The sequence below is a fragment of the Geotalea sp. SG265 genome, assembly GCF_022808985.1.
Taxonomy (GTDB): Bacteria; Desulfobacterota; Desulfuromonadia; order Geobacterales; family Geobacteraceae; genus Geotalea.
Genome location: NZ_JAKZFT010000009.1, coordinates 127,985 through 146,073 on the forward strand (window position 1 = coordinate 127,985; position 18,089 = coordinate 146,073).

An 18,089-nucleotide genomic window follows, 5' to 3' on the forward strand; every position below is an offset into this window, starting at 1 on the left:
ATTATGTGGGGGGTGTCAACGGGGCAATCTTCAGTGCGCCAAAGGGATGGCAAAGGAGAAGGTGGTGCCTTTTTCGGGAGCATGTTCAACCCAGATGCGGCCGTTGTGGGCGTCAATGATTCGCTTGCTGACGGCGAGTCCCAGACCGCTTCCTTTCATGGCGGAGCCTTTGGCCGATTTCAGGTGATAAAATTCGTTGAAGATCCTGGTTCGGTAATTTTCCGGGATGCCTTTCCCCGTATCAGACACGGAAATCTTCAACTCCAGATCGTCCGTGTCCACCCAGATGCCGATCTCTCCTCCCCGCGGGGTGAATTTTATGGCATTGCCGATGAGGTTGGTAAGGACGCATTTGATCTTGTCGCTGTCGAAGGCAGCGGCCACATCATGCTGCAGGGGATTGACGGTCATCTTCAGGCCATTGCCGCTGGCAAAGGGGGCAAGGACGGTGTAGACCTCGCGGACGGGTTCCATGATGCTCTGTTTTTCTATGGTCAGGGCATAGTCTTTCAGGTCGAAGTGGGAGCTGTCCAGGAGCTCCTCGATAAGGTCCATGAGCCGGTCGCAGCTTTCCACTGCCGCATCCAGATGCTCGCACTGGGTTTCCGTCAGGTTATCCGTGTCCGATTCCCGCAGCTGCAGGCAATTGCTGTGCAGGACGGCAACCGGCAGGCGCAGGTCGTTGGTTGCCGTATAGATAAACTCGGATTTGAGCAAGTCCAGTGCCTTCAGCCGCTCGTTTGCCTCGGCCAGGAGGTGCTGGTCCCTTCTTTCCAGGGTCACGTCCATCAGGGAAAGAATGACATAGCTTCCTTCCAGGCGGTGAGTGCTGACAGAGACGGTGACGCACCGTTTCTCCTCCGAGGCGGTCCTGATCAGTACGTCGTATTTCCTGGAGAACTCCCGACCGAGGAAGAAGTTGATGTGGTTTTCCATCCCCACCTGGAGACTTTCCTCAGCCAGGAATTCCTGCAGTGACATGTCAAGCATCTGCTTTCGGGTATAGCCGAACATTTCCGCCGCGCTCCTGTTGACATACTGCGGCTGTCCCGCTGCATTCAAAACCATGAGCCCTTCGGAGGCATGTTCGAAGAGTCCCTCGTACACCGTCTTTTCCCTGAGCTCCTGTTCCAGCTTTTCCTTCATCTCCCGCAATTCGTCCGATTCCTCCAGGACCTTCTCGAAAAGGGATGCATTCTTGATGGCGTTTGCAGCGGCATCGGCGATGGACTGGCAGAAGGCCAGCTCGTGGCTGCTGAAGGACGTTTCCCTCCCTGCCGATCGCAAGAGAAGGGCGCCGATGATTTCCTGCTCGTGATGTATCGGGATGACGAGAATGGTGTCGAAATCCACACCGGATATGTACTGTCGTACCTCTGCCAATAATGGGTTGTTTTTGGCATCCCTGACGACGAGTGCTTCACCGGTGCGAATCACTTCCTGCAGTTCCGGATAGCGGGGGAGTTCGATTCTCAGCCCCTTGGCGGTGGGGTCGTCGTTGGAGGCCAGTACATGGCCGTGACTTTCGTCGCTGAACCTGATGATGGAGCAGCGCCTGACATTGACGTATCCGGCGATCCTGCCGACGATCAGCTGGAGAATTTCGACCGCATTGAGTGTCGAGGCGATAGAGAGGGAGAGGTCCAGTATGATTCCGGCATCCGCCTTTTTCTGTTCCACCAGGACCAGGGCGTCGCGCTTATAAATGTTTGCCTGGACCCGCGCAAGCAGCTCGTTGGCGGCGAAGGGCTTGGTGATGTAATCATCGACCCCGGCGGCAAAAGCGGCAAGCAGGTTGTCCTTTTCCTTGCTTGCCGTAACAACCAGAATCGGTATGGTGGCTGTCCGAGCATCACCCTTGATCAGCTGCGAGGTTTCGATGCCGTTCATGTCAGGCATCATCAGGTCCATGAGAATCAGGTCCGGTTTGAAGTCCCTTGTCTTGGCGATAGCTTCGCGACCGTTACCAGCCTCTTCGACCATAAAGTGCTGTGGGGCCAGGATATCCCGCAGCATCTTCCGGGCATACTTCTGGTCATCGACAATAAGTATTTTCGTTGCATCCATTTTCGTTATCACCCGACCGCCAATGCAGCAAATAACATACCAGCATGCGTACCGGCGTCGAAGCGGAGCGGATCGTTTGCCCATGAACGGAGCGGACCGGCAAATATTTTGCGGGGTTACGGAAAGTGCGTTGCGAACGATCCGAGTTCGGAAAATAGTATATAAGAAATTCTGAATGTTGGGGGAGCCGTAAGCTGGGGGACGAAAAAAGTGAGATCAGGTTAAATAGCGAGCCTAACGGGCAAACTGGCGCCTTTGCAGGGCCTCAAGCTGTTCCGTCACCCCAGCAGCCGAAGGCTCTCCAGCTAATTTCAGCAATTCCGGAAGGGCCTGATCGGGTCCGCAGCAGGGAAAGATCGTGGCGGAAAGGTGGTGAATGAGTTTCATCGTTTTCAGCCCGTCGAACCAGTCATGGAAGGCCTTGCGCAGGCTCATGGGGCATTTGTTGTTCTGTCTGAGCCTGCTCCACGCTTCTGAAAAGCCCGCCTGAACAAGATAGATGGCCAACTGGGGTGACAGCTCCGCGGCCCGGTCCATCAGGAGAGGACTGTCGGCATCGGGATTGCCTGCAATCAGCGTAAGCCACTCCTTAAGGATGAGAAAGCATTCGGGGCGGTGGAAGACGACGGCTTGTTCATCGCCGGCCAAGGTTCGGGACATGGACCGGCCGGTGCCGAACGGCACCCGGTGTGAGGCGCGGGGCGAGGGATGGACGACGGTGCCGCGCAGTGGGGACACGCCGGCCACACGGTGCAGCTGCTGGAGGAAATAGAAGTCCTCTCCGGCGGCACGGGTGTTCATCCCTCCCATGCGGGCATAATCCACGGCACGGCAGGCCATGGCGCTTCCCACCGTATGGAAGGCATAGGGAGATCCGGCAATCTCCAGACCGACCACAAATGAGCGGAGAAAAAGCTCGTAGGTGTCGATGGCCTGCTGTTCCTTTATAGTTGGCGGCCTTTGATGGCGGAAAGGGATGACGGCCCCGCCTGCTGCTACGGACTTGAAATGTGCCTCGATTGCGGCCAGATAACCGGGTTCGACGAGGGTATCCGCGTCCAGATAGATGAGGAGCGGTGTGCTGCCTGCATAGTCGAGGCAGGGTAGGGCGAGGTCGGCGCCGATTTTTCGGGCAAGACCTACGCCTCCGCCTTTGGCAGGCATTTCCTTTCCCGGTGAAGCGGCATCGATCCAGGCCAGATCCAGCATGGACAGCTCGGGGCAGCCCCTTTCCAGCAGCCGCAACGTCGCTTCGTTGTCGGCTTTGTCCTCTGCAGGTGCGTCTTCCCGGTGATTGACCACGACCAGCACCAGGAGCCGCTCCAGAAGCTCAGGAGGATTCGCTGCCAACGATGCCAGGGTGTGGAAAAGCCGCGGGCTTTCCGCCAGGGCGGGGATGATGACTGCCCCACTGTAACTGGGCTCGGCACTGCCGGAAATGGTCCAGGAGCGGACGCCGCGCTTGCGGAGATATGCGGCGACAGGAGCGGGGATCATGGCCGGGAGGAAGATGCCGGTTGGAGCTGGTGTTGGGAAAGGATATGAAGGGCTTCTGCCAGGGGTTCGGCAGTGCCGTTAAGCCAATGGATGACCGTGCCGTGGCGTTCCATGCGGGAAAACCAGGTGCATTGGCGTTTGGCGAAATCGTGAATGGCGCTGTTCAATTTCTGGAACAGATCGTTGCGGTTCAGTTCCCCCTTGAGAAACCGGGCAATGAAGCGGTACTCCAGGCCATAGAACTCCAGGGTCTCAAAGGGGACGCCACCATCGTGCAGCCGCACCACCTCCTCGATCATCCCCTGGTCAAGCCGCTGTTTCAGCCTTTCGGTGATGCGGCGGCAGAGGATCGCCCGCTCCCAGCGGATGCCGAAAATCAGGGGGGACAGGCCGGGGAGAAACGGTGCCTGCTCGGGTGCTTTGTATTCGGCAATTTCGATGGCCCGTACCAGGCGATTGCGGTCCAGAAGGTCAGTGGAATTGTGGAGACGGGGATTGGCCTTTTGCAGGCGTTCCATGAGCGCTTCGTGGGAAAGCTTTGCAAGTCCATTGCGAAGTGGGGCATTTTCCGGAACCTCCACCAGCCGGTATCCCTTCAGCACCGATTCCAGGTACATGCCGGTTCCACCGACCATGACCGGGATCTTTCCGAGACCGGCGATGAGCTGGTAGGCTTCCTCGAAGCGGCGCTGGAACTGGAAGACGTTGAATTCGGTACCCGGATCGACGATGTCGATCAGGTGGTAGGGGACCTCCCCATATTCGGCCAGGTCCTTGCCGGTGCCGATATCCATGCCCCGATAAACCTGGCGGGAATCGGCGGAGATGATCTCGCCGCTGAGGCGCCGGGCCAGTTCCACCCCCAGCCGCGTCTTGCCCGAGGCGGTGGGACCCAGTATAACCAGCAGGTTGAAGGGCATGGGCGCTACTTCTTCAGCTTCAGCTGGGAGAGCATGTCGATCCCCTTGAGGAGGTCAAGTGCCCGGGAGAGCTGGTAATCGTCCTGTTTTGCCCGGTCGGCAGCGGCAGCAGTGATCGTTTTTCCCCGCTTCGGTTCCTGTTGCGGTTCTGCTGCCTTCCCTTTTTCCTCGAAATGATTTTCCAGGTCCTTTTCCCTGATGGAATCATCCTTGTCGGGCACCCCGCCATTCTTCGGCTTCATCATGCCGACGACGATATCGGGGGTAATCCCTTTTGCCTGAATTGAGCGGCCGTTGGGGGTGTAATACTTGGCGGTGGTGAGCTTGAGACCGTCGCCGTTTCTCAGGGGGAGTACGCTCTGCACCGAACCCTTGCCGAAACTCTGGGTGCCCATGATGATGGCCCGCTTGTGGTCCTGCAGCGCTCCGGCGACAATCTCGGAAGCACTGGCACTGCCGCCGTTGATCAGCACCACCATGGGGTAGCGGGGTTCCTTTTCTCCAACATAGGCTGTCCAGCTCCGCTTTGCCGACGGCTCGCGCCCCTCAGTATAGACAATGAGCCCATTGGAAAGTCCTTCGCCGATGAAACGGTCTGCCACCATGAATGCCTGATCCACCAAGCCGCCGGGGTTGTAGCGCAAGTCCAGCACCAGGCCGCGCAGCGCCCCGCCGTTATCCTCCCTGAGCTTCTTCAAGGCATTGGCGAAATCCTCACCGGTCCGCCCCTGGAACTCTGCAACACCGATGTAGCCGAATCCGGGCTCCAGGGTCCGTGCTTTGACACTCCTGGTCTTGATGATGTCCCGCACCAGATGGAAGACAAGGGGGGTACTGGAGCCGTTGCGCAGGATGGTCAGGGTGACGCTGGTCCCTTTCTCACCCCTCATCAGGCTGACCGCCTTTGAGATGTTCATGCCTCTTGTGAACTTGTCGTCGATCTTCCAGATATGGTCCCCCGGTTTGATGCCGGCCTTGAATGCTGGCGTATCTTCGATGGGGGAAACGACCACCAGCTTGCCGTCCTGCATGTTGATCTCGATGCCCAGCCCGCCGAAGGAGCCGGCGATATGCACCTGCATCTCCTTGAAGGATTCCTGTGCCATATATTCGCTGTGGGGGTCGAGGGAGGTGAGCATCCCCCTGACAGCGCTCTGCATGAGCTTCCTGGTGTCCACCTCTTCCACGTAGTGCCTTTTTATGATGGCGACCACCTCGGTGAAAAGGCGCAGGTAGTCCTGGTCGCTCCTTTGGCTGATGCTCTTCCGGGTGTTGAGGATGCCGAAAATGGCTGCTGACAGGATAACGATGATCAGGAACAGGGAGAGGATTATTTTTCTGCTTCTGCCCATGGGGGAGGGTGCCTCCAAACTGAAATGACTGAACGGCTTAATGTAGATTCACCCTTTCGAATTGTCAACTTGAAAGCCGTTTCACTTAACCATCATTTCATCTGACTGTAACACCAATGCAACATGATTCCTCTAGGATGCAGGCCGTCAAAACGAATGGCATGCCTAAAGCCGGCTTATCCGGCAATTCACAAAGGAGGAAAAGATGAAAAGAGGAGTTGCAGCAGTGGCGCTTCTGACCGCCGCGCTCGTTGGACAGAGTGCCATGGCCAAGACGCTGGAGGATGTGCTGAAGGAAAAAGGGGTCATTACCGAGGAAGACTACAAGACGGTGACCAAGAGCAAACCCATGGACTACAAACTGGGGAAAGGGTTTACCTTTAACTCCCCTGACGAAAAGTTTCAGCTGTCCCTGGGAGCCCGTCTCCAGAGCCGCTATACGTTTACCGACAGCGATGGCGGCCAGAACAGTTCCGAGTTCAGGATCCGCCGCATGAAGCTGTTCATGAGCGGCTATGCTTACAGCAAGGACCTGACCTATAAATTCCAGGCGAACTTTGCAGATACGGGAAAGCTCCTTGAGGATGCCTGGCTCAACTACCGGCTCATTGACGAAGCCCAGTTCCTCATGGGACAGGAAAAGGTCCAGTTCGCCCGCCAGGAGATCACCTCTTCCGGTGCCCAGCAGTTCGTCGATCGCTCAAATGCCACCGATACCTTCAAAATGGGACGGGACACCGGCCTCATGGTCCACGGCAAGATTGCCAAGGGAATCTTCAACTACAACCTGGGTGTCTACGGCGGTGTCGGCCAGAATACCCTGCGCAAATCCACCAATAACGCCCTGGCTGCAAGGGTCACCGTCAATCCCTTCGGTGAAATGGCATACTCGGAAGCAGATCTGGACAACAGCCAGAAGCCGCTCCTTTCCATCGGCGCAGGCTACTTCAGGGATACCCTGGCAAAAACCAACGCCACCACACTGGAAAGCAACAACTTGAGCTTTGCCGGCTCCAACGGCTGGCTGGGTAAAGGCTTGGGAAAATTCGGCGTTGAAAAGATCGATACCGACAGCGTCGGCATCGATGCCGCCTTCAAATGGATGGGCTTCTCGGCACAAGGTGAATACTTCCTGGGCCATGCCAACGGTCAGGCTTCCGACAAGACCCTGCGTGCCCACGGTTTCTATGCCCAGGCAGGTTACTTCATCATTCCCAAGCATCTGGAAGTGGCTACCCGTTACTCCTTCGTCGATCCCGACCGGGACAAGGCCGACAACAATCAGACCGAGACTTCCGGTGCCGTCTCCTACTATTTTCAGAAGCACAACCTGAAACTGCAGGCCGACGTGACCAACATTCACAAGCAGCCGGTACGGTCGGACGATATGCAGTACCGCCTCCAGGCCCAGGTCATTTTCTAGCCGACCTGTTTGAGCACGGAGTAGTTGTCTCCTCCTTCATTGCAATCGGCCCGCCTCTTTCGGCGGGCCTTTTTTATGTTCTTCAGATTTTTCACGGGGAAGCAGTCGTGGCATCGGGAGTGAGCGACGAGCTACAGCGGCGAGCGGACACCCGCCGCATGCTGAACGGAGTGGATCTGCCACTTTACGCATCCTGGCACCATTATGCGTGCGGCACCGCAAGGCCCGCAGCTGTGGCGACAGAGCGAACGGACGACGTCGCGACTGCCCTTCTTTTCCCAGAGATTCACGAATGAACATCGGACGCTCTCTTTTTTCCAACCTTTAACCGTTCTGTAACACAACCGGCATCATTCCACGATACCCTTGTGGAAAAAGAAACGATAAAGGAGAACGAACATGCAACTTATGCCCATGGGAGACTATTACGTCTGGTACTGCGAATGGTGCGACTCACGCAACATGACGCTTTGGACAAGGATCGATGCGAAAGAGGTGGCCTGCAGCTGCTGCCACCGCACCTTTCCCCTTTCCACCAATGTGGTGGCAAAGGTAATCGCCGATTTCACCACAACACTTGCAACACCTGCTATCTAAGGAGTACCAGCCGATGATCAAAAGCGTGCACAGAATCTTTGTCCTGCTGCTGGCGGCAGTCATGACCCTGTCGGCCGGGCAGTCATTCGCCGAGACGGTTCTCAAGGGAGCAGGAGCAACCTTTCCCTATCCCCTCTACAGCAAGTGGTTCAGGGATTATGCCCAGGTCGATCCGGGAACGGCCTTCACCTACGATGCCGTCGGCTCCAGCGGCGGCATCAAGCAGATCGTGGCCCAGCTCGTGGATTTCGGCGCCAGCGACCGGTTTCTTTCCGATGAAGAACTGGCAGCCGCTCCGGAAAAACTTCTCCAGATCCCGACGGTGATGGGGGCGGTGGTCCTCAGTTACAACATTCCGGGATTCCATGGGGACCTAAGATTGACCCCCGAGACGGTCAGTGCCATTTATTTAGGCGAGATCAGCCGCTGGAACGACCCACGCCTGGTGGCCCTGAACAAAACGCTCAAAGAGGTGGACGAGAAGATCATCGTCGTCCATCGCAGCGATGGCAGCGGCACCACCAGCATCTTTACCGACTACCTTGCAAGCGTCAGCAGCAGATGGGCCAAGGAGATCGGCAAAGGTACCTCGGTGGATTGGCCGGTGGGGATCGGCAGCAAAGGGAGCAAGGGGATGGTCGAGTCTATCCGGACGGTGCCCTTTTCCATCGCCTACATGGAAAATGCCTATACCATGGTCAACAACCTTCCTTCCGTCGTCATCAGGAATCGCGCCGGCCGCTTCGTCAACCCGACCATGCGCTCCATCAGGGCGGCAGCGGTGGATGCCGTCAAGCATGTGCAGGACGACTATCGTGTCTCGCTGGTGAACCAGGGGGGCAAAGATGCCTACCCCATCGTTGGCCTTACCTGGCTGCTGGTTTATCAGGAGCAGAAAGACCCGGTGAAGGGAAAGGCGCTGGTGGAATTTTTAAACTGGGAGCTGAAGAAGGCGGAAAAGATGACCTCGACCCTCTTTTATACGCCGCTTCCCGAAAAACTGGGCGTAATGGTCGCTAAAAGAATCGAAAGTATAACCTACTAAACAACCTGCCCTGCAAGATGCAGAAATGGCCATCTCGTTCGTTCAGAGATGGCCATTTTTTTTGACGATTCCGCTGCACTTTTTTCACATGCCGGAATAAGCATTGGTGGCGGGAACATGGGCAGGCCTTGCCAGCAGGTACCCCTGGCCGAAGGAAACTCCCATTTCTTTGAGGATGTTTAATTCCTCTTGCCGTTCTATGCCTTCGGCAATGACCTGCGCCCCTATCTTGCCGCAAAAGGTCACCAGCGCTTCAATCAACGCCTGCTTGGTGTGGGTCGTGTCCACGTCGGCTACCAGGAAACGGGCGAGCTTCACGTATTCCGGCTCCAGTTGGGCGAGCATTTTCAATCCTGCATAGCCGGAGCCCAGGTCGTCGATGGCGATGGAATATCCTTGTTCCCGATAATAGGAAAGGACCCGGTTGAAGAGGGCGTAATCGTCGATCAGGGTCCGTTCGGTCAGCTCAAAAGTGATATTGGAGCGCTCGATGCCCAGCTTTTCCAGGAGTGCCGCCGTGACCCCCCGTTCGTGGTCGTCGGCCTGGAGGATACTTGGGCAGACGTTGAGGAAAAGCCGCTGGGTGATGTTAAGTTCCTTCGATTGAATCAGGGCATTTTTCCGGCAGAGCATTTCCAGCGGGAAGGCGAGACCGCACTCCGCCGATCTGGCAAAGAGCACCTCCGGATCGGCAAGGTGGCTCGGCCTGCCGACCCGGCTCAAAGCTTCGTAGCCGTGGACGGTGCCGTCCACAAGGGAGAAGATTGGTTGGAAGACCGGGGTGATCAGGTCGCCGGCGATGATCTCTTCGATTTCCTGTCGATCACGCAACTGTTCGGCGCTGGCGGAAGCGGAACCGCTGAAAAGCTGTTGGAAGGCGCGAAACAGGACATTGTCGGCGTTTTCTCCACCATTGTTGGCAAGAAAGACGCCGTAGGTGGTAAAAATATCCTCCGCCCGTCTGCCCTCGATGCTCCTTTTCATGTGCGGCAGGGAAAAGTAACGGCACAGTTCATGGCGGATGGTGGACAGATCATTCTGAAAATCCCTGTCTCCGTAGTCCCGGTCCGGTACGATGAGCAGGAAATATTCGCCTTCGCTTGCCCGGTACCCCCCCTCGATACGCCCAGCCAGTTTCCTGTCCATGGTCCTGATAAAAAGGGCGATAGCCTTGGCGATCCTGGAATGGAGCCCGGTTTCTGCGAATTTGAGGGCAACGATGCCGGCGTGACCGCTGCTCTTGAGGTTTTCCTTGAATTTGAGGAAGAGATAGCTGCAGTCGGAGAAGGAGTTCTCCAACCGGGGAACGCGCCGCTGGTCTGGGGCGATGTAAAGGGGGTTGAGGTGCAGGTTGTCCATGGTGCCTCCTGGGCTTGCGTCTATGTCGTCAGTCATCGAGCAGGGCGGCCAGCTCTTTTCCGTAGTAGCTGATATTAGCTTCCCGGTAGGAATCTCGCAGTTCCCGCAGTTTGGCTATCTGCCGATCCAATTCGGAGAAGTCCACGAGGAATCTGAAAATCGAGCGTTCCATGGCTCCTCCTATTCCTTTGTCGCTGCAGCCAGCAAAAAGATGCCGGTCATCCTGAAGAGCATGGTGTTGGTGGGATTTACCTGCATCACCTGTATCTCCGCCTTTTTTTCCTCCTTGATTCGCTTGAAACAGCGCAAGAGCAGGGCGATGCCCATGGAATTGATCCTGCCGGTGTCGGAGAAGTCGAATTTTACCAACTGCTGGTTTACTTTCGCCGGCAACCCCATGAGCTGCGCCTCGGCCTGGGCGTCAATGTTGCCTGCCATGGCGAAATAATTGCACAAGGGTCTTGTCTGGTGAACGATCTTGAACGATGAATCCATTTTGTCCTCCTTTGTTGTTCAGCCGGTGGTGATGTGAAAGCCGTGCAAGGTCTCCGGCGGGATCTGCGAGGACTTCCTGAGATGTCCTCCGATCAGGGTTTCTTTGCCCGGGGCGACCCGCACGTGAAACTGGTCGAGGAAACGCCAGATGATGAAAAGCCCTCTGCCCCCCGCATCATCGGCCGCTTCCATGTTTGCTGAATTTTTTGCCAGATATTCGAGTACCAGGTCTGCACCGAGGCTGCCCCAGCCGTCCTGCATCTCCATGGCCAGCGTTTCACCGTCGAAGGCGAAGCGGAAGGCGATGTTTTCCTGGGGCAGGATCTGCCTCCTTTCTCCCTTACGGAACATCTTCATGCCGTCATCGCTCCTTGGAGCGCCGTAAAAGGCATTTTCCAGCATTTCGTCAGCCAGAAGGGCACCCTTGTGGCGGAGCATCTCATGCTCCGGCGAATCGCCGACGATGGCATCCTCCAGAGTCCTGATGATCTTTTCCTTCTCCTCCGAAAAGGTGAGTTTGAATTCCCGTATTTCCGTCCCTTCTTTCACGTACTGGTCGATGGTCCATTGCCGCTTTTCGATAAGGTTGCCGATGGCCAGGGACAGGGGGAAATCACCTCCGGCAGCCACGGATATCTGCTGGGGTTCCACGATCAGATGACGTACCTGGTCCGCCATGAATCGTTCAAGGGAGGGCGGGGGGGCCGAGGCTTGGGCGATGACCAGAATTTCCGTGTTGGGGAAACAGCATCGTACATAGCGTACCAGTAATGGCATGCTTTCAGGGTATAGGGTACCTGGGATAATCGTCAGCGCCGGCTCTATCCGGTTGAAGGCGAGTTGTTCCAGGGTTGTCGCCAGTGAGCGGTCCGCGGTGACGCTGATGACTTCGGGAAGTTCGGCCAGGTAGTTGCTCATGGCCTCGGCATCGGCACTGTCGGCAAAAATGGCGAGAATCGTTGCATTACGCTCCATGCATGGCTCCTTTATCTGTGGAAGAGGCAATGAGAAGAGTTACGTCGTCGGGAAACGAAGCACTACCGGTGAAGCGAGTCGCCTCCTGCCGCAGTATCCTTCTTAAAACAGCCGGTTCCATGGCGATGTTTTCTGCAATTGCCGTGGCAAGGCGGTCATAACCGAATTCCTCCCCCGTCAGGTCGGTACACTCGACGATCCCATCCGAATAGAGCAGCACCGAGTCGCCGGGCAGGAAGGAGGTGGAACATTCACCGTACTGGTTGTTTTCTTCGAAGCCCAGGGGGAAACCGGAGACGCCGTCCAGCATCATGAGCAGACCTGAACTGGACCGGTGGAGATAGGGGAAATTGTGACCGGCGTTGGCAAAGGTGAGCCGGCAATTCTTCGTATCGATGACGGCGATCAGGCAGGTCATGAGCAGGGTCTGGCGGGCGGTGGCAAGGACGGCATTGTTCATGCCGAACAAGAGGCCGGCGGGGGTATCTACCCCTTGAGCTATAAGACAGTGCAGGCTTGCCTTGGCGGCGGTGGTGACCATGCCCGACTGGACTCCGTGGCCGCTGACATCCCCGACCAACAGGCCGATCCTGTCCTGGTCCAGTTGGAAATAGTCGAAATAGTCGCCGCCGATTTCCGACGAGGTGGTAATTTCTCCGCTGACGGTAACCCCGTTGAACCTGAAATCGGCCAAGGGAAGCAGGGCCTGCTGTATCTCTCCCGCCTTCTTCACTTCATCTCTGATCCGTTCGCTGAGGCTTTCCAGTTGCCGGACGAGGGACGCCTGGGTCATGGAGATTGTCATCATCAGGTCCGAAACCGAAACCATCCCCTTGTACCTTTGAGTCTCCGTGACGACGAAACAATCCGTTTCCAGGGCCGGGTCGAATTCCAGCAGTCGTGAAAGGGCCTGGTTTACGTCCAGATTCGTATCCATGGTTACGCACTCTTTCTCCCCAAGGGAGATGATCGGTTTCTTGCCGAAGAGTTCCATGGCGAAAGGGCGTCCCAGGTGGGTGTAAAAAAGGGCCCGACGGCTGATGATGCCGGTGAACGTGCTTTCGGTAATGATGGGTAGGGCCAGCAGCGATGGGTTCTTCTGAAAGATTTCCACCACCTCCGCGACCGGCAGGTGGGAAGAGATCGGTTCCTGTTTCCTGAGGATCTCACCCAGGGTGGGAATGACTTGTCCGTTCATGGTTCCTCCGCCTTTCTTTCTCATTAGCTTGGGAATCATCATAGATGCGAACGGTTAAGATGATGTTACAGGCGGGTAAAAAATTTCAGGAGAGTAGACCCGGCGGATGCACAAAAAAAGGGCACACTTCTCTGTGTGCCCTTCCTTCATTCGCGTCTGGCTCTTGTCTTACTTGATGGTCTTGATGGTTTTTTCCACCATCTTTGCCACGTTGGCAGGAAGTGGCGCGTAGAGGATCTTTTCCGCCATCTTCTGGCCATGTTTCAGTTCCCAGTTGAGGAATTCCACCAGTTTTTTCCCCTTGGCCTTGTCTTTCTGGTCCTGGTAGACCAGCAGCCAGGTGAAGCCGACGACGGGGTAGGCATCCTTTCCCGGCTGGTTGACCAGGGAGATGCGGTAATCGGCGGGCATAGACTTGGCGGCGCCGGCAGCGGCGGCGCTGGTGGTTTTGATGGTCGGCTCGACGAAGACACCGCTCCTGTTCTTCAGGCTTGCGTAGGGGAGCTTGTTTTCCACGGCATAGGCCAGCTCCACGTAGCCGATGGTGTACTTGGTGGTATGTACCTGTCCGGCGACCCCTTCGTTACCCTTGCCGCCGAGGCCGACCGGCCATTTTACCGAGGCTCCCTTACCCACTTTGCCGGCCCATTCCTGACTGACCGATGAGAGGTAATCGGTGAAGATGCTGGTGGTGCCGCTGCCGTCCGAGCGGTGGACGACGATGATCGGCTGGTTGGGGAGGTTGACGCCGGGGTTATCGTTGGCGATCTTCGGGTCGTTCCATTTGGTGATCTTGCCCAGGAAGATGTCTGCCACGTCCTCGGAGGAGAGCTTCAGCCCTTTAGCCACGCCGGGAATGTTGTAGGTGACGACGACCGCACCCATCACCGTCGGGATGTGGAGCAGTTTGCCGGGGGCAGCTTTCAGTTCTGCATCGCTCAGAAATTTGTCGGATGCACCGAAATCCACTGTCTGGGCGGTGATCTGTTTGATGCCACCGCCGCTGCCGATGGACTGGTAGTTGAACTTGACGGTGTGGTCCACCTTGCTGTACTCGGTGAACCATTTGGAGTAGAGGGGGTAGGGGAAGGTCGCCCCGGCGCCGTTGATGAGCGTTTCGGCCGAAGCCGCTCCGGCTGTGACAGTCAACGCCAGGAAAAGCGCTGCTGCAATTTTTTTGCGGAAAAATGCCGACATGTGTTTCTCCTCCTTGTGATGGATATTGCTTTTGATAGGTGCCGATTGTGCACCCGTTCTGTTACAGTGTCGTTACCGTAAGGCAAAGATTGGGTGGATCTATTCGTTTTGAGGTTCTTCCTCGATCTTGTAGCCGAACCCCCGCACTGTCCTGATCAGATCCCCGGCCGCCCCCAGCTTGGTTCTCAGCCGCGTCACGTGGGTGTCCACCGTCCGGCTGTCCCCCACATAATTGTAGCCCCAGACATTCTGCAGCAGTACATCCCTGCTTTGCACCCTGCCTGCCCGTTCAGCCAGGTCCAGGAGCAGCTTGTACTCGATGGTGGTCAGCATGACTTCCTTATCGCCGACGCAGACCAGATGGCGTTCCGTATCGATAGTGATCGGGCCGACGGCAAAAATCCTTTTCCGCGGCTGTTCCGGCTGTGTCCGGCGCAGCAGTGCCTTGACCCTCAGCATCAGCTCCCTGGTGGAGAACGGCTTGACCATGTAATCGTCGGCTCCCACTTCGAAACCGACGACCCGGTCAATCTCTTCCCCCTTGGCAGTGAGCATGATTATGGGAATGGACGCGGTCTTTTCATTGCCCTTGAGGATCTTGCAGATCTCCGTGCCGGCCATGCCGGGGAGCATCAGGTCCAGCAGGATCAGATCAGGAGGGTTTTTTCGTGCCGCTTCGAGCCCCACAAGCCCATCCAGGGCGATGAGCGGCCGGTAACCCTCTTTTTCCAGGTTGAAGGCGATCAGTTCGGCCAGATCTCTTTCGTCCTCGATTACCAGTATCGTGTGCATGGGGCCCATGCTAACGGGCCCACGTGTCATTCATGTTACAGCTGGGTAAAAAGTGAATGGCCCACGGAAGAGAAACAGGGGCTTAGCAAGCGCTGGGGATGGGGGACAAGACGGGCAAACGGATGCCCTGCCGCTGTCGCAGCAAGGCATCGCTGGGCATGATTGATGGGGACGCTACGGGGATGAAACGGAAATTATTTGGGGCAGTCCTGCCGCCACAGGCAGCTTTCCTGCCCACACTGGGAGGCCTTGCCGCTGGCAAAACAGGGATCGTTCCCTTCGGTGTTCTGGATGGCCTTGATCAGATCGGTCTTATTCATCTTTCCGGCTTTAATGCCGTGTTCCTTGGCTATTTCCTTGACTTCATCGACTTTCATCGCGGTTCCTCCTGTATTGAATTAGCTTGAATTCGACAATGATTGCTAATTGTAGCAGGTGCAACTCCCTTTGCAACCGGTGATGAACAAATTTGTTATTCGTTACAGTGTCTTGCAAGGTTTTTTGTTGTGGACGGGGATAATTATGTCATGGTAGATAAACAGGCAAAACGAGGGAGGACTGAAATGACAGACAGACAGCGGTTGCATGCAACGTTCATGGAGCTGTGCAGCATCGACTCTGAACCGAAAAACGAGCGCCCCATGGCTGACCGTCTTACGGGGATACTAAGGGGATTGGGTTTCAGCGTGACCGAAGACGATACGGGCAGAAAGATCGGCGGTAACGCGGGCAATCTCATCGCCCGTCTCGACGGCACCAGGCCAGGGGCTTCACTGCTCTTTTCCTGCCATATGGACCGGGTCGCGCCGGGGGTGGGGGTGAAACCCCGCATCGAAGGAGATTACATCATCAGCGACGGCACGACCGTTCTCGGTGCAGACGATGCCGCAGGTCTCGCGGCCATTATCGAAGGGTTGACGGTGATCCGCGAGCAAAACATCCTCCATCCCCCCCTGGAGATCGTCTTTACAGTTGCCGAAGAGTTGGCCCTGACCGGCTCTGCCCACCTGGACAGCAGCCTGATTACTTCCCGCTGCGGCTTCGTTCTCGATGCCGGCGGCCCAGTGGGAGAGATCGTCGTCCAGGCCCCTGAGCAGGCCAAAATCAATGCCGTCTTCGTTGGCCGGAGCGCCCATGCCGGTTTTGCCCCGGAAGAGGGGATTTCGGCCATCCAGATGGCCGCCCTGGCCATAACCCGTATGAAGCTCTTACGTATCGATCCGGAGACCACCGCCAACATCGGCAGCATCCAGGCCATGGGTCCGACCAACATCGTCTGCGATCGCTGCAGCCTCCAGGCCGAGGCCCGCTCCCTCGATCCCCAAAAACTGCAGGCCCAGGTGGAGGGAATGGTGCAGACGATGAAATCTGTCGCTGCCGAGATGGGGGGGACTGTGGAGGTTGAAATTCAGCGCTGTTATCCCTCCTACCAGCTCGACGGCGATGCGGAGCCGGTACGGCGTTCCGCCGAAGCTGCCGCACGGATCGGCGTACCGGTCCGGTTCAAGCCCACCGGCGGCGGTTCCGATGCCAACCATTACAACAACCGGGGCATTCCGGCTGTGGTCTTAAGCTGCGGCTACGAGAAGGTCCATACCACCGGCGAACGCATTGCCCTGGAGCAGCTGGACCTGCTGGCCCGGTGGGTGGTGGAGATCATTACTGGGTAGGAATGGCGCAAGGGGGTTGGCTTTTATGCGGCTTTTGCGAACGTCAGCAGGTAATTGAACTCGCCGATCTCTCCCAGGTATGTCTTGCGAAAACCGTACTTTCGGATCGTCTCTTCCGCTTCCTGTTCGGACATCCGTATGCTTGCCGGAGGTCCGGGCCCCCTGTCGATTTTCTTGAATTCTATGACGGCGAGCAGGCCATCATCCTTGAGCACTCTGTTGATCTCTTTCAGGGTTGCATCCTGTCCTTCCGGTGGCAGATCATGAAGGATCGTGGCCATTAGGCAGAAGTCGATGGTCCCCTCATCCAGGGGAATCCCCTTGGTTATATCTGCCAGCAGGGGACGAATAGTGGCAATGCCTAGTTCCCCTATAGTTTTTTGCAGGCTCTCAATTCCTTCATCCCAAAGATCTACGGCATGAATCAGCCCTTCCTTATTCAGGAGCTTTGCCATTTCCAGACTGTATCGTCCCGCCCCGCAGGCCACGTCTAATATCTGGGCATTCGGTGCAACAGCTATCCTTGAAAAGAATTCAGTGGTATCGATCAGATCGAAGCTGCTTTTTCCGGCAGCAACCGGTTTCTTACTCATGCTCTCTCCTTTGAAGATTAGTTTGGTTCGATGAAAAAGGCTCGGGGCTGTTTGCCGTAATACCAGTTCTCTTCCCAGTTGAAATCTATCAAGATGCCGGAGGCGCCGTTTGGTAATTGCTGCAGTTCCTGCAAGTTGTCTTTCCAGAAAATCTTCGGATTATTGTAAAAAACCCGTAGTGCTGCCTGGGTAAAAGCCCTTCCCTCCGGCGGTATCGTAACGTTTACATAGCTGTTTTCCGGGATGGTCGGCAACAAATTTTGCATTTCATGCACGAAACGTTGCACATATGCCCCTTCAGCCTGCCATTGGCGGCCGCGTTCGCCAACAAGGGAAAAATGGAAGGGAATACAGGAAGCGGCAAGGCAACACCTGTAATTGTTTTCATTTTTCTTTCGATTGCTACTTCCTTCAGCTCGTCAAAACTGTAAATGCTTTGAATACTGACTATTAGTCTGAGCTTTTTATGAATTTCACGTCTCTTACCGTCTATGAGGATGATTCTTCTGTAACTGAAGATTAATAGGATGCCTAAAATCAGATAGGTCGGTGTAAATATATGGTTTGAAAGAGTTGCTCCGTTCGTTGCTTCCGTGATCAAAAGGTAAATCATGGCGAGTAATAGAAGTAGGATGAAGTTTTCAGTAAGTTTCGATTTTATGGTGATTCGACCTTGCTCGACTGTCGTTTCAGTCTTGCTTGAAATGCCATATACATTTTTTGTAAATGAACTCACGAACACTCCACCTCGGCCCGGCATGGCCTTGGTCTCTTTTTTAATCGTCCAACGGGGCTGCCGCTGAGCCGCGAGCGTCAGCGAGACGGGCTCGTGCGGCGTGTTATACGTTCCCCTTCATTTTTTCAAGCTGTTGAATCACTTCTGGCACCTTCCCTTGCCCCTCGTGCCCG

18 protein-coding genes are annotated in these 18,089 nt (G+C 56.1%); 4 read left to right on the forward strand and 14 right to left on the reverse strand.

Going from position 1 to position 18,089, the window contains the following annotated elements; translation table 11 throughout:
- Positions 1-30: 30 nt before the first annotated feature.
- The 4 genes from ML541_RS12305 to ML541_RS12320 all read right to left on the reverse strand — a co-directional run bounded on the left by ML541_RS12305 (position 31) and on the right by ML541_RS12320 (position 5,836).
- A complete protein-coding gene (locus ML541_RS12305) occupies positions 31-2,067 on the reverse strand; it encodes a response regulator (RefSeq protein ID WP_243373265.1) in 2,037 nt (678 codons plus the stop codon).
- Between the two features lie 234 nt (positions 2,068-2,301).
- Positions 2,302-3,564 carry a glycosyltransferase family 2 protein gene (locus ML541_RS12310; protein ID WP_243373267.1) on the reverse strand — a complete coding sequence of 421 codons (1,263 nt, stop codon included), beginning with the start codon at positions 3,562-3,564 and terminating at the stop codon, positions 2,302-2,304.
- The gene (miaA, locus tag ML541_RS12315) at positions 3,561-4,484 is read right to left on the reverse strand and encodes a tRNA (adenosine(37)-N6)-dimethylallyltransferase MiaA (protein WP_243373269.1); all 924 of its coding nucleotides are present in this window, start codon (positions 4,482-4,484) and stop codon (positions 3,561-3,563) included. The genes ML541_RS12310 and miaA overlap by 4 nt, the downstream gene beginning before the upstream one ends.
- 5 nt (positions 4,485-4,489) lie before the next feature.
- Positions 4,490-5,836, reverse strand: coding sequence for a S41 family peptidase (locus tag ML541_RS12320; protein ID WP_243373271.1), 1,347 nt, complete (start codon positions 5,834-5,836; stop codon positions 4,490-4,492).
- Between the two features lie 205 nt (positions 5,837-6,041).
- On the opposite strand from ML541_RS12320, the gene ML541_RS12325 reads away from it, so the two are divergent.
- The 3 genes from ML541_RS12325 (at position 6,042) to pstS (ML541_RS12335) (ending at position 8,901) form a co-directional block, all read left to right on the forward strand.
- On the forward strand, positions 6,042-7,259 hold the full coding sequence (locus ML541_RS12325; protein ID WP_243373273.1) for a porin: 1,218 nt from the start codon (positions 6,042-6,044) through the stop codon (positions 7,257-7,259).
- Between the two features lie 399 nt (positions 7,260-7,658).
- Positions 7,659-7,856 (forward strand): hypothetical protein, encoded by a 198-nt coding sequence (locus ML541_RS12330; RefSeq protein ID WP_243373274.1) that lies wholly within the window; start codon positions 7,659-7,661, stop codon positions 7,854-7,856.
- Positions 7,857-7,869: 13 nt separating this feature from the next.
- The gene (pstS, locus tag ML541_RS12335; protein WP_243373275.1) at positions 7,870-8,901 is read left to right on the forward strand and encodes a phosphate ABC transporter substrate-binding protein PstS; all 1,032 of its coding nucleotides are present in this window, start codon (positions 7,870-7,872) and stop codon (positions 8,899-8,901) included.
- Between the two features lie 84 nt (positions 8,902-8,985).
- Here pstS (ML541_RS12335) and ML541_RS12340 read toward each other — a convergent pair whose 3' ends face one another.
- The 8 genes from ML541_RS12340 to ML541_RS12375 all read right to left on the reverse strand — a co-directional run bounded on the left by ML541_RS12340 (position 8,986) and on the right by ML541_RS12375 (position 15,294).
- Complete coding sequence (locus ML541_RS12340; protein ID WP_243373276.1) at positions 8,986-10,260, reverse strand: EAL domain-containing protein; 1,275 nt, start codon at positions 10,258-10,260, stop codon at positions 8,986-8,988.
- Positions 10,261-10,288: 28 nt separating this feature from the next.
- Positions 10,289-10,432, reverse strand: a complete 144-nt coding sequence (locus ML541_RS12345) for a hypothetical protein (protein WP_243373278.1) — start codon at positions 10,430-10,432, stop codon at positions 10,289-10,291.
- Positions 10,433-10,440: 8 nt separating this feature from the next.
- Positions 10,441-10,755, reverse strand: a complete 315-nt coding sequence (locus ML541_RS12350) for an STAS domain-containing protein (RefSeq protein ID WP_243373280.1) — start codon at positions 10,753-10,755, stop codon at positions 10,441-10,443.
- 18 nt (positions 10,756-10,773) lie between these two features.
- Positions 10,774-11,730 carry an ATP-binding protein gene (locus tag ML541_RS12355; RefSeq protein WP_243373281.1) on the reverse strand — a complete coding sequence of 319 codons (957 nt, stop codon included), beginning with the start codon at positions 11,728-11,730 and terminating at the stop codon, positions 10,774-10,776.
- Positions 11,720-12,928: a SpoIIE family protein phosphatase gene (locus ML541_RS12360; protein WP_243373282.1), complete on the reverse strand. Its 1,209-nt coding sequence runs from the start codon at positions 12,926-12,928 to the stop codon at positions 11,720-11,722. The genes ML541_RS12355 and ML541_RS12360 overlap by 11 nt, the downstream gene beginning before the upstream one ends.
- A gap of 168 nt (positions 12,929-13,096) precedes the next feature.
- Entirely contained in the window at positions 13,097-14,125 is a 1,029-nt protein-coding gene (gene pstS, locus ML541_RS12365; RefSeq protein ID WP_243373283.1) for a phosphate ABC transporter substrate-binding protein PstS, read from the reverse strand.
- A gap of 99 nt (positions 14,126-14,224) precedes the next feature.
- Complete coding sequence (locus ML541_RS12370; RefSeq protein WP_243373284.1) at positions 14,225-14,917, reverse strand: response regulator transcription factor; 693 nt, start codon at positions 14,915-14,917, stop codon at positions 14,225-14,227.
- 194 nt (positions 14,918-15,111) lie between these two features.
- A complete protein-coding gene (locus tag ML541_RS12375) occupies positions 15,112-15,294 on the reverse strand; it encodes a Rho termination factor N-terminal domain-containing protein (protein ID WP_243373285.1) in 183 nt (60 codons plus the stop codon).
- Positions 15,295-15,480: 186 nt separating this feature from the next.
- Between ML541_RS12375 and ML541_RS12380 the strand changes: the two genes are divergently transcribed.
- Complete coding sequence (locus ML541_RS12380) at positions 15,481-16,587, forward strand: M20/M25/M40 family metallo-hydrolase (RefSeq protein WP_243373286.1); 1,107 nt, start codon at positions 15,481-15,483, stop codon at positions 16,585-16,587.
- 23 nt (positions 16,588-16,610) lie between these two features.
- On the opposite strand, the gene ML541_RS12385 is transcribed toward ML541_RS12380, so the two are convergent.
- Together ML541_RS12385 and ML541_RS12390 are read right to left on the reverse strand one after the other, a co-directional pair.
- Complete coding sequence (locus ML541_RS12385) at positions 16,611-17,180, reverse strand: class I SAM-dependent methyltransferase (protein WP_243373287.1); 570 nt, start codon at positions 17,178-17,180, stop codon at positions 16,611-16,613.
- Between the two features lie 17 nt (positions 17,181-17,197).
- On the reverse strand, positions 17,198-17,467 hold the full coding sequence (locus ML541_RS12390; RefSeq protein ID WP_243373289.1) for a hypothetical protein: 270 nt from the start codon (positions 17,465-17,467) through the stop codon (positions 17,198-17,200).
- Positions 17,468-18,089 lie beyond the last annotated feature (622 nt).

Bases quoted from the DNA above. Each gene is read 5' to 3' on its own strand.
- ML541_RS12305 (WP_243373265.1), bottom strand. From the start codon at position 2,067: ATGGATGCAACGAAAATACTTATTGTCGATGACCAGAAGTATGCCCGG.
- ML541_RS12310 (WP_243373267.1), bottom strand. From the start codon at position 3,564: ATGATCCCCGCTCCTGTCGCCGCATATCTCCGCAAGCGCGGCGTCCGC.
- miaA (WP_243373269.1), bottom strand. From the start codon at position 4,484: ATGCCCTTCAACCTGCTGGTTATACTGGGTCCCACCGCCTCGGGCAAG.
- ML541_RS12320 (WP_243373271.1), bottom strand. From the start codon at position 5,836: ATGGGCAGAAGCAGAAAAATAATCCTCTCCCTGTTCCTGATCATCGTT.
- ML541_RS12325 (WP_243373273.1), top strand. From the start codon at position 6,042: ATGAAAAGAGGAGTTGCAGCAGTGGCGCTTCTGACCGCCGCGCTCGTT.
- ML541_RS12330 (WP_243373274.1), top strand. From the start codon at position 7,659: ATGCAACTTATGCCCATGGGAGACTATTACGTCTGGTACTGCGAATGG.
- pstS (WP_243373275.1), top strand. From the start codon at position 7,870: ATGATCAAAAGCGTGCACAGAATCTTTGTCCTGCTGCTGGCGGCAGTC.
- ML541_RS12340 (WP_243373276.1), bottom strand. From the start codon at position 10,260: ATGGACAACCTGCACCTCAACCCCCTTTACATCGCCCCAGACCAGCGG.
- ML541_RS12345 (WP_243373278.1), bottom strand. From the start codon at position 10,432: ATGGAACGCTCGATTTTCAGATTCCTCGTGGACTTCTCCGAATTGGAT.
- ML541_RS12350 (WP_243373280.1), bottom strand. From the start codon at position 10,755: ATGGATTCATCGTTCAAGATCGTTCACCAGACAAGACCCTTGTGCAAT.
- ML541_RS12355 (WP_243373281.1), bottom strand. From the start codon at position 11,730: ATGGAGCGTAATGCAACGATTCTCGCCATTTTTGCCGACAGTGCCGAT.
- ML541_RS12360 (WP_243373282.1), bottom strand. From the start codon at position 12,928: ATGAACGGACAAGTCATTCCCACCCTGGGTGAGATCCTCAGGAAACAG.
- pstS (WP_243373283.1), bottom strand. From the start codon at position 14,125: ATGTCGGCATTTTTCCGCAAAAAAATTGCAGCAGCGCTTTTCCTGGCG.
- ML541_RS12370 (WP_243373284.1), bottom strand. From the start codon at position 14,917: ATGCACACGATACTGGTAATCGAGGACGAAAGAGATCTGGCCGAACTG.
- ML541_RS12375 (WP_243373285.1), bottom strand. From the start codon at position 15,294: ATGAAAGTCGATGAAGTCAAGGAAATAGCCAAGGAACACGGCATTAAA.
- ML541_RS12380 (WP_243373286.1), top strand. From the start codon at position 15,481: ATGACAGACAGACAGCGGTTGCATGCAACGTTCATGGAGCTGTGCAGC.
- ML541_RS12385 (WP_243373287.1), bottom strand. From the start codon at position 17,180: ATGAGTAAGAAACCGGTTGCTGCCGGAAAAAGCAGCTTCGATCTGATC.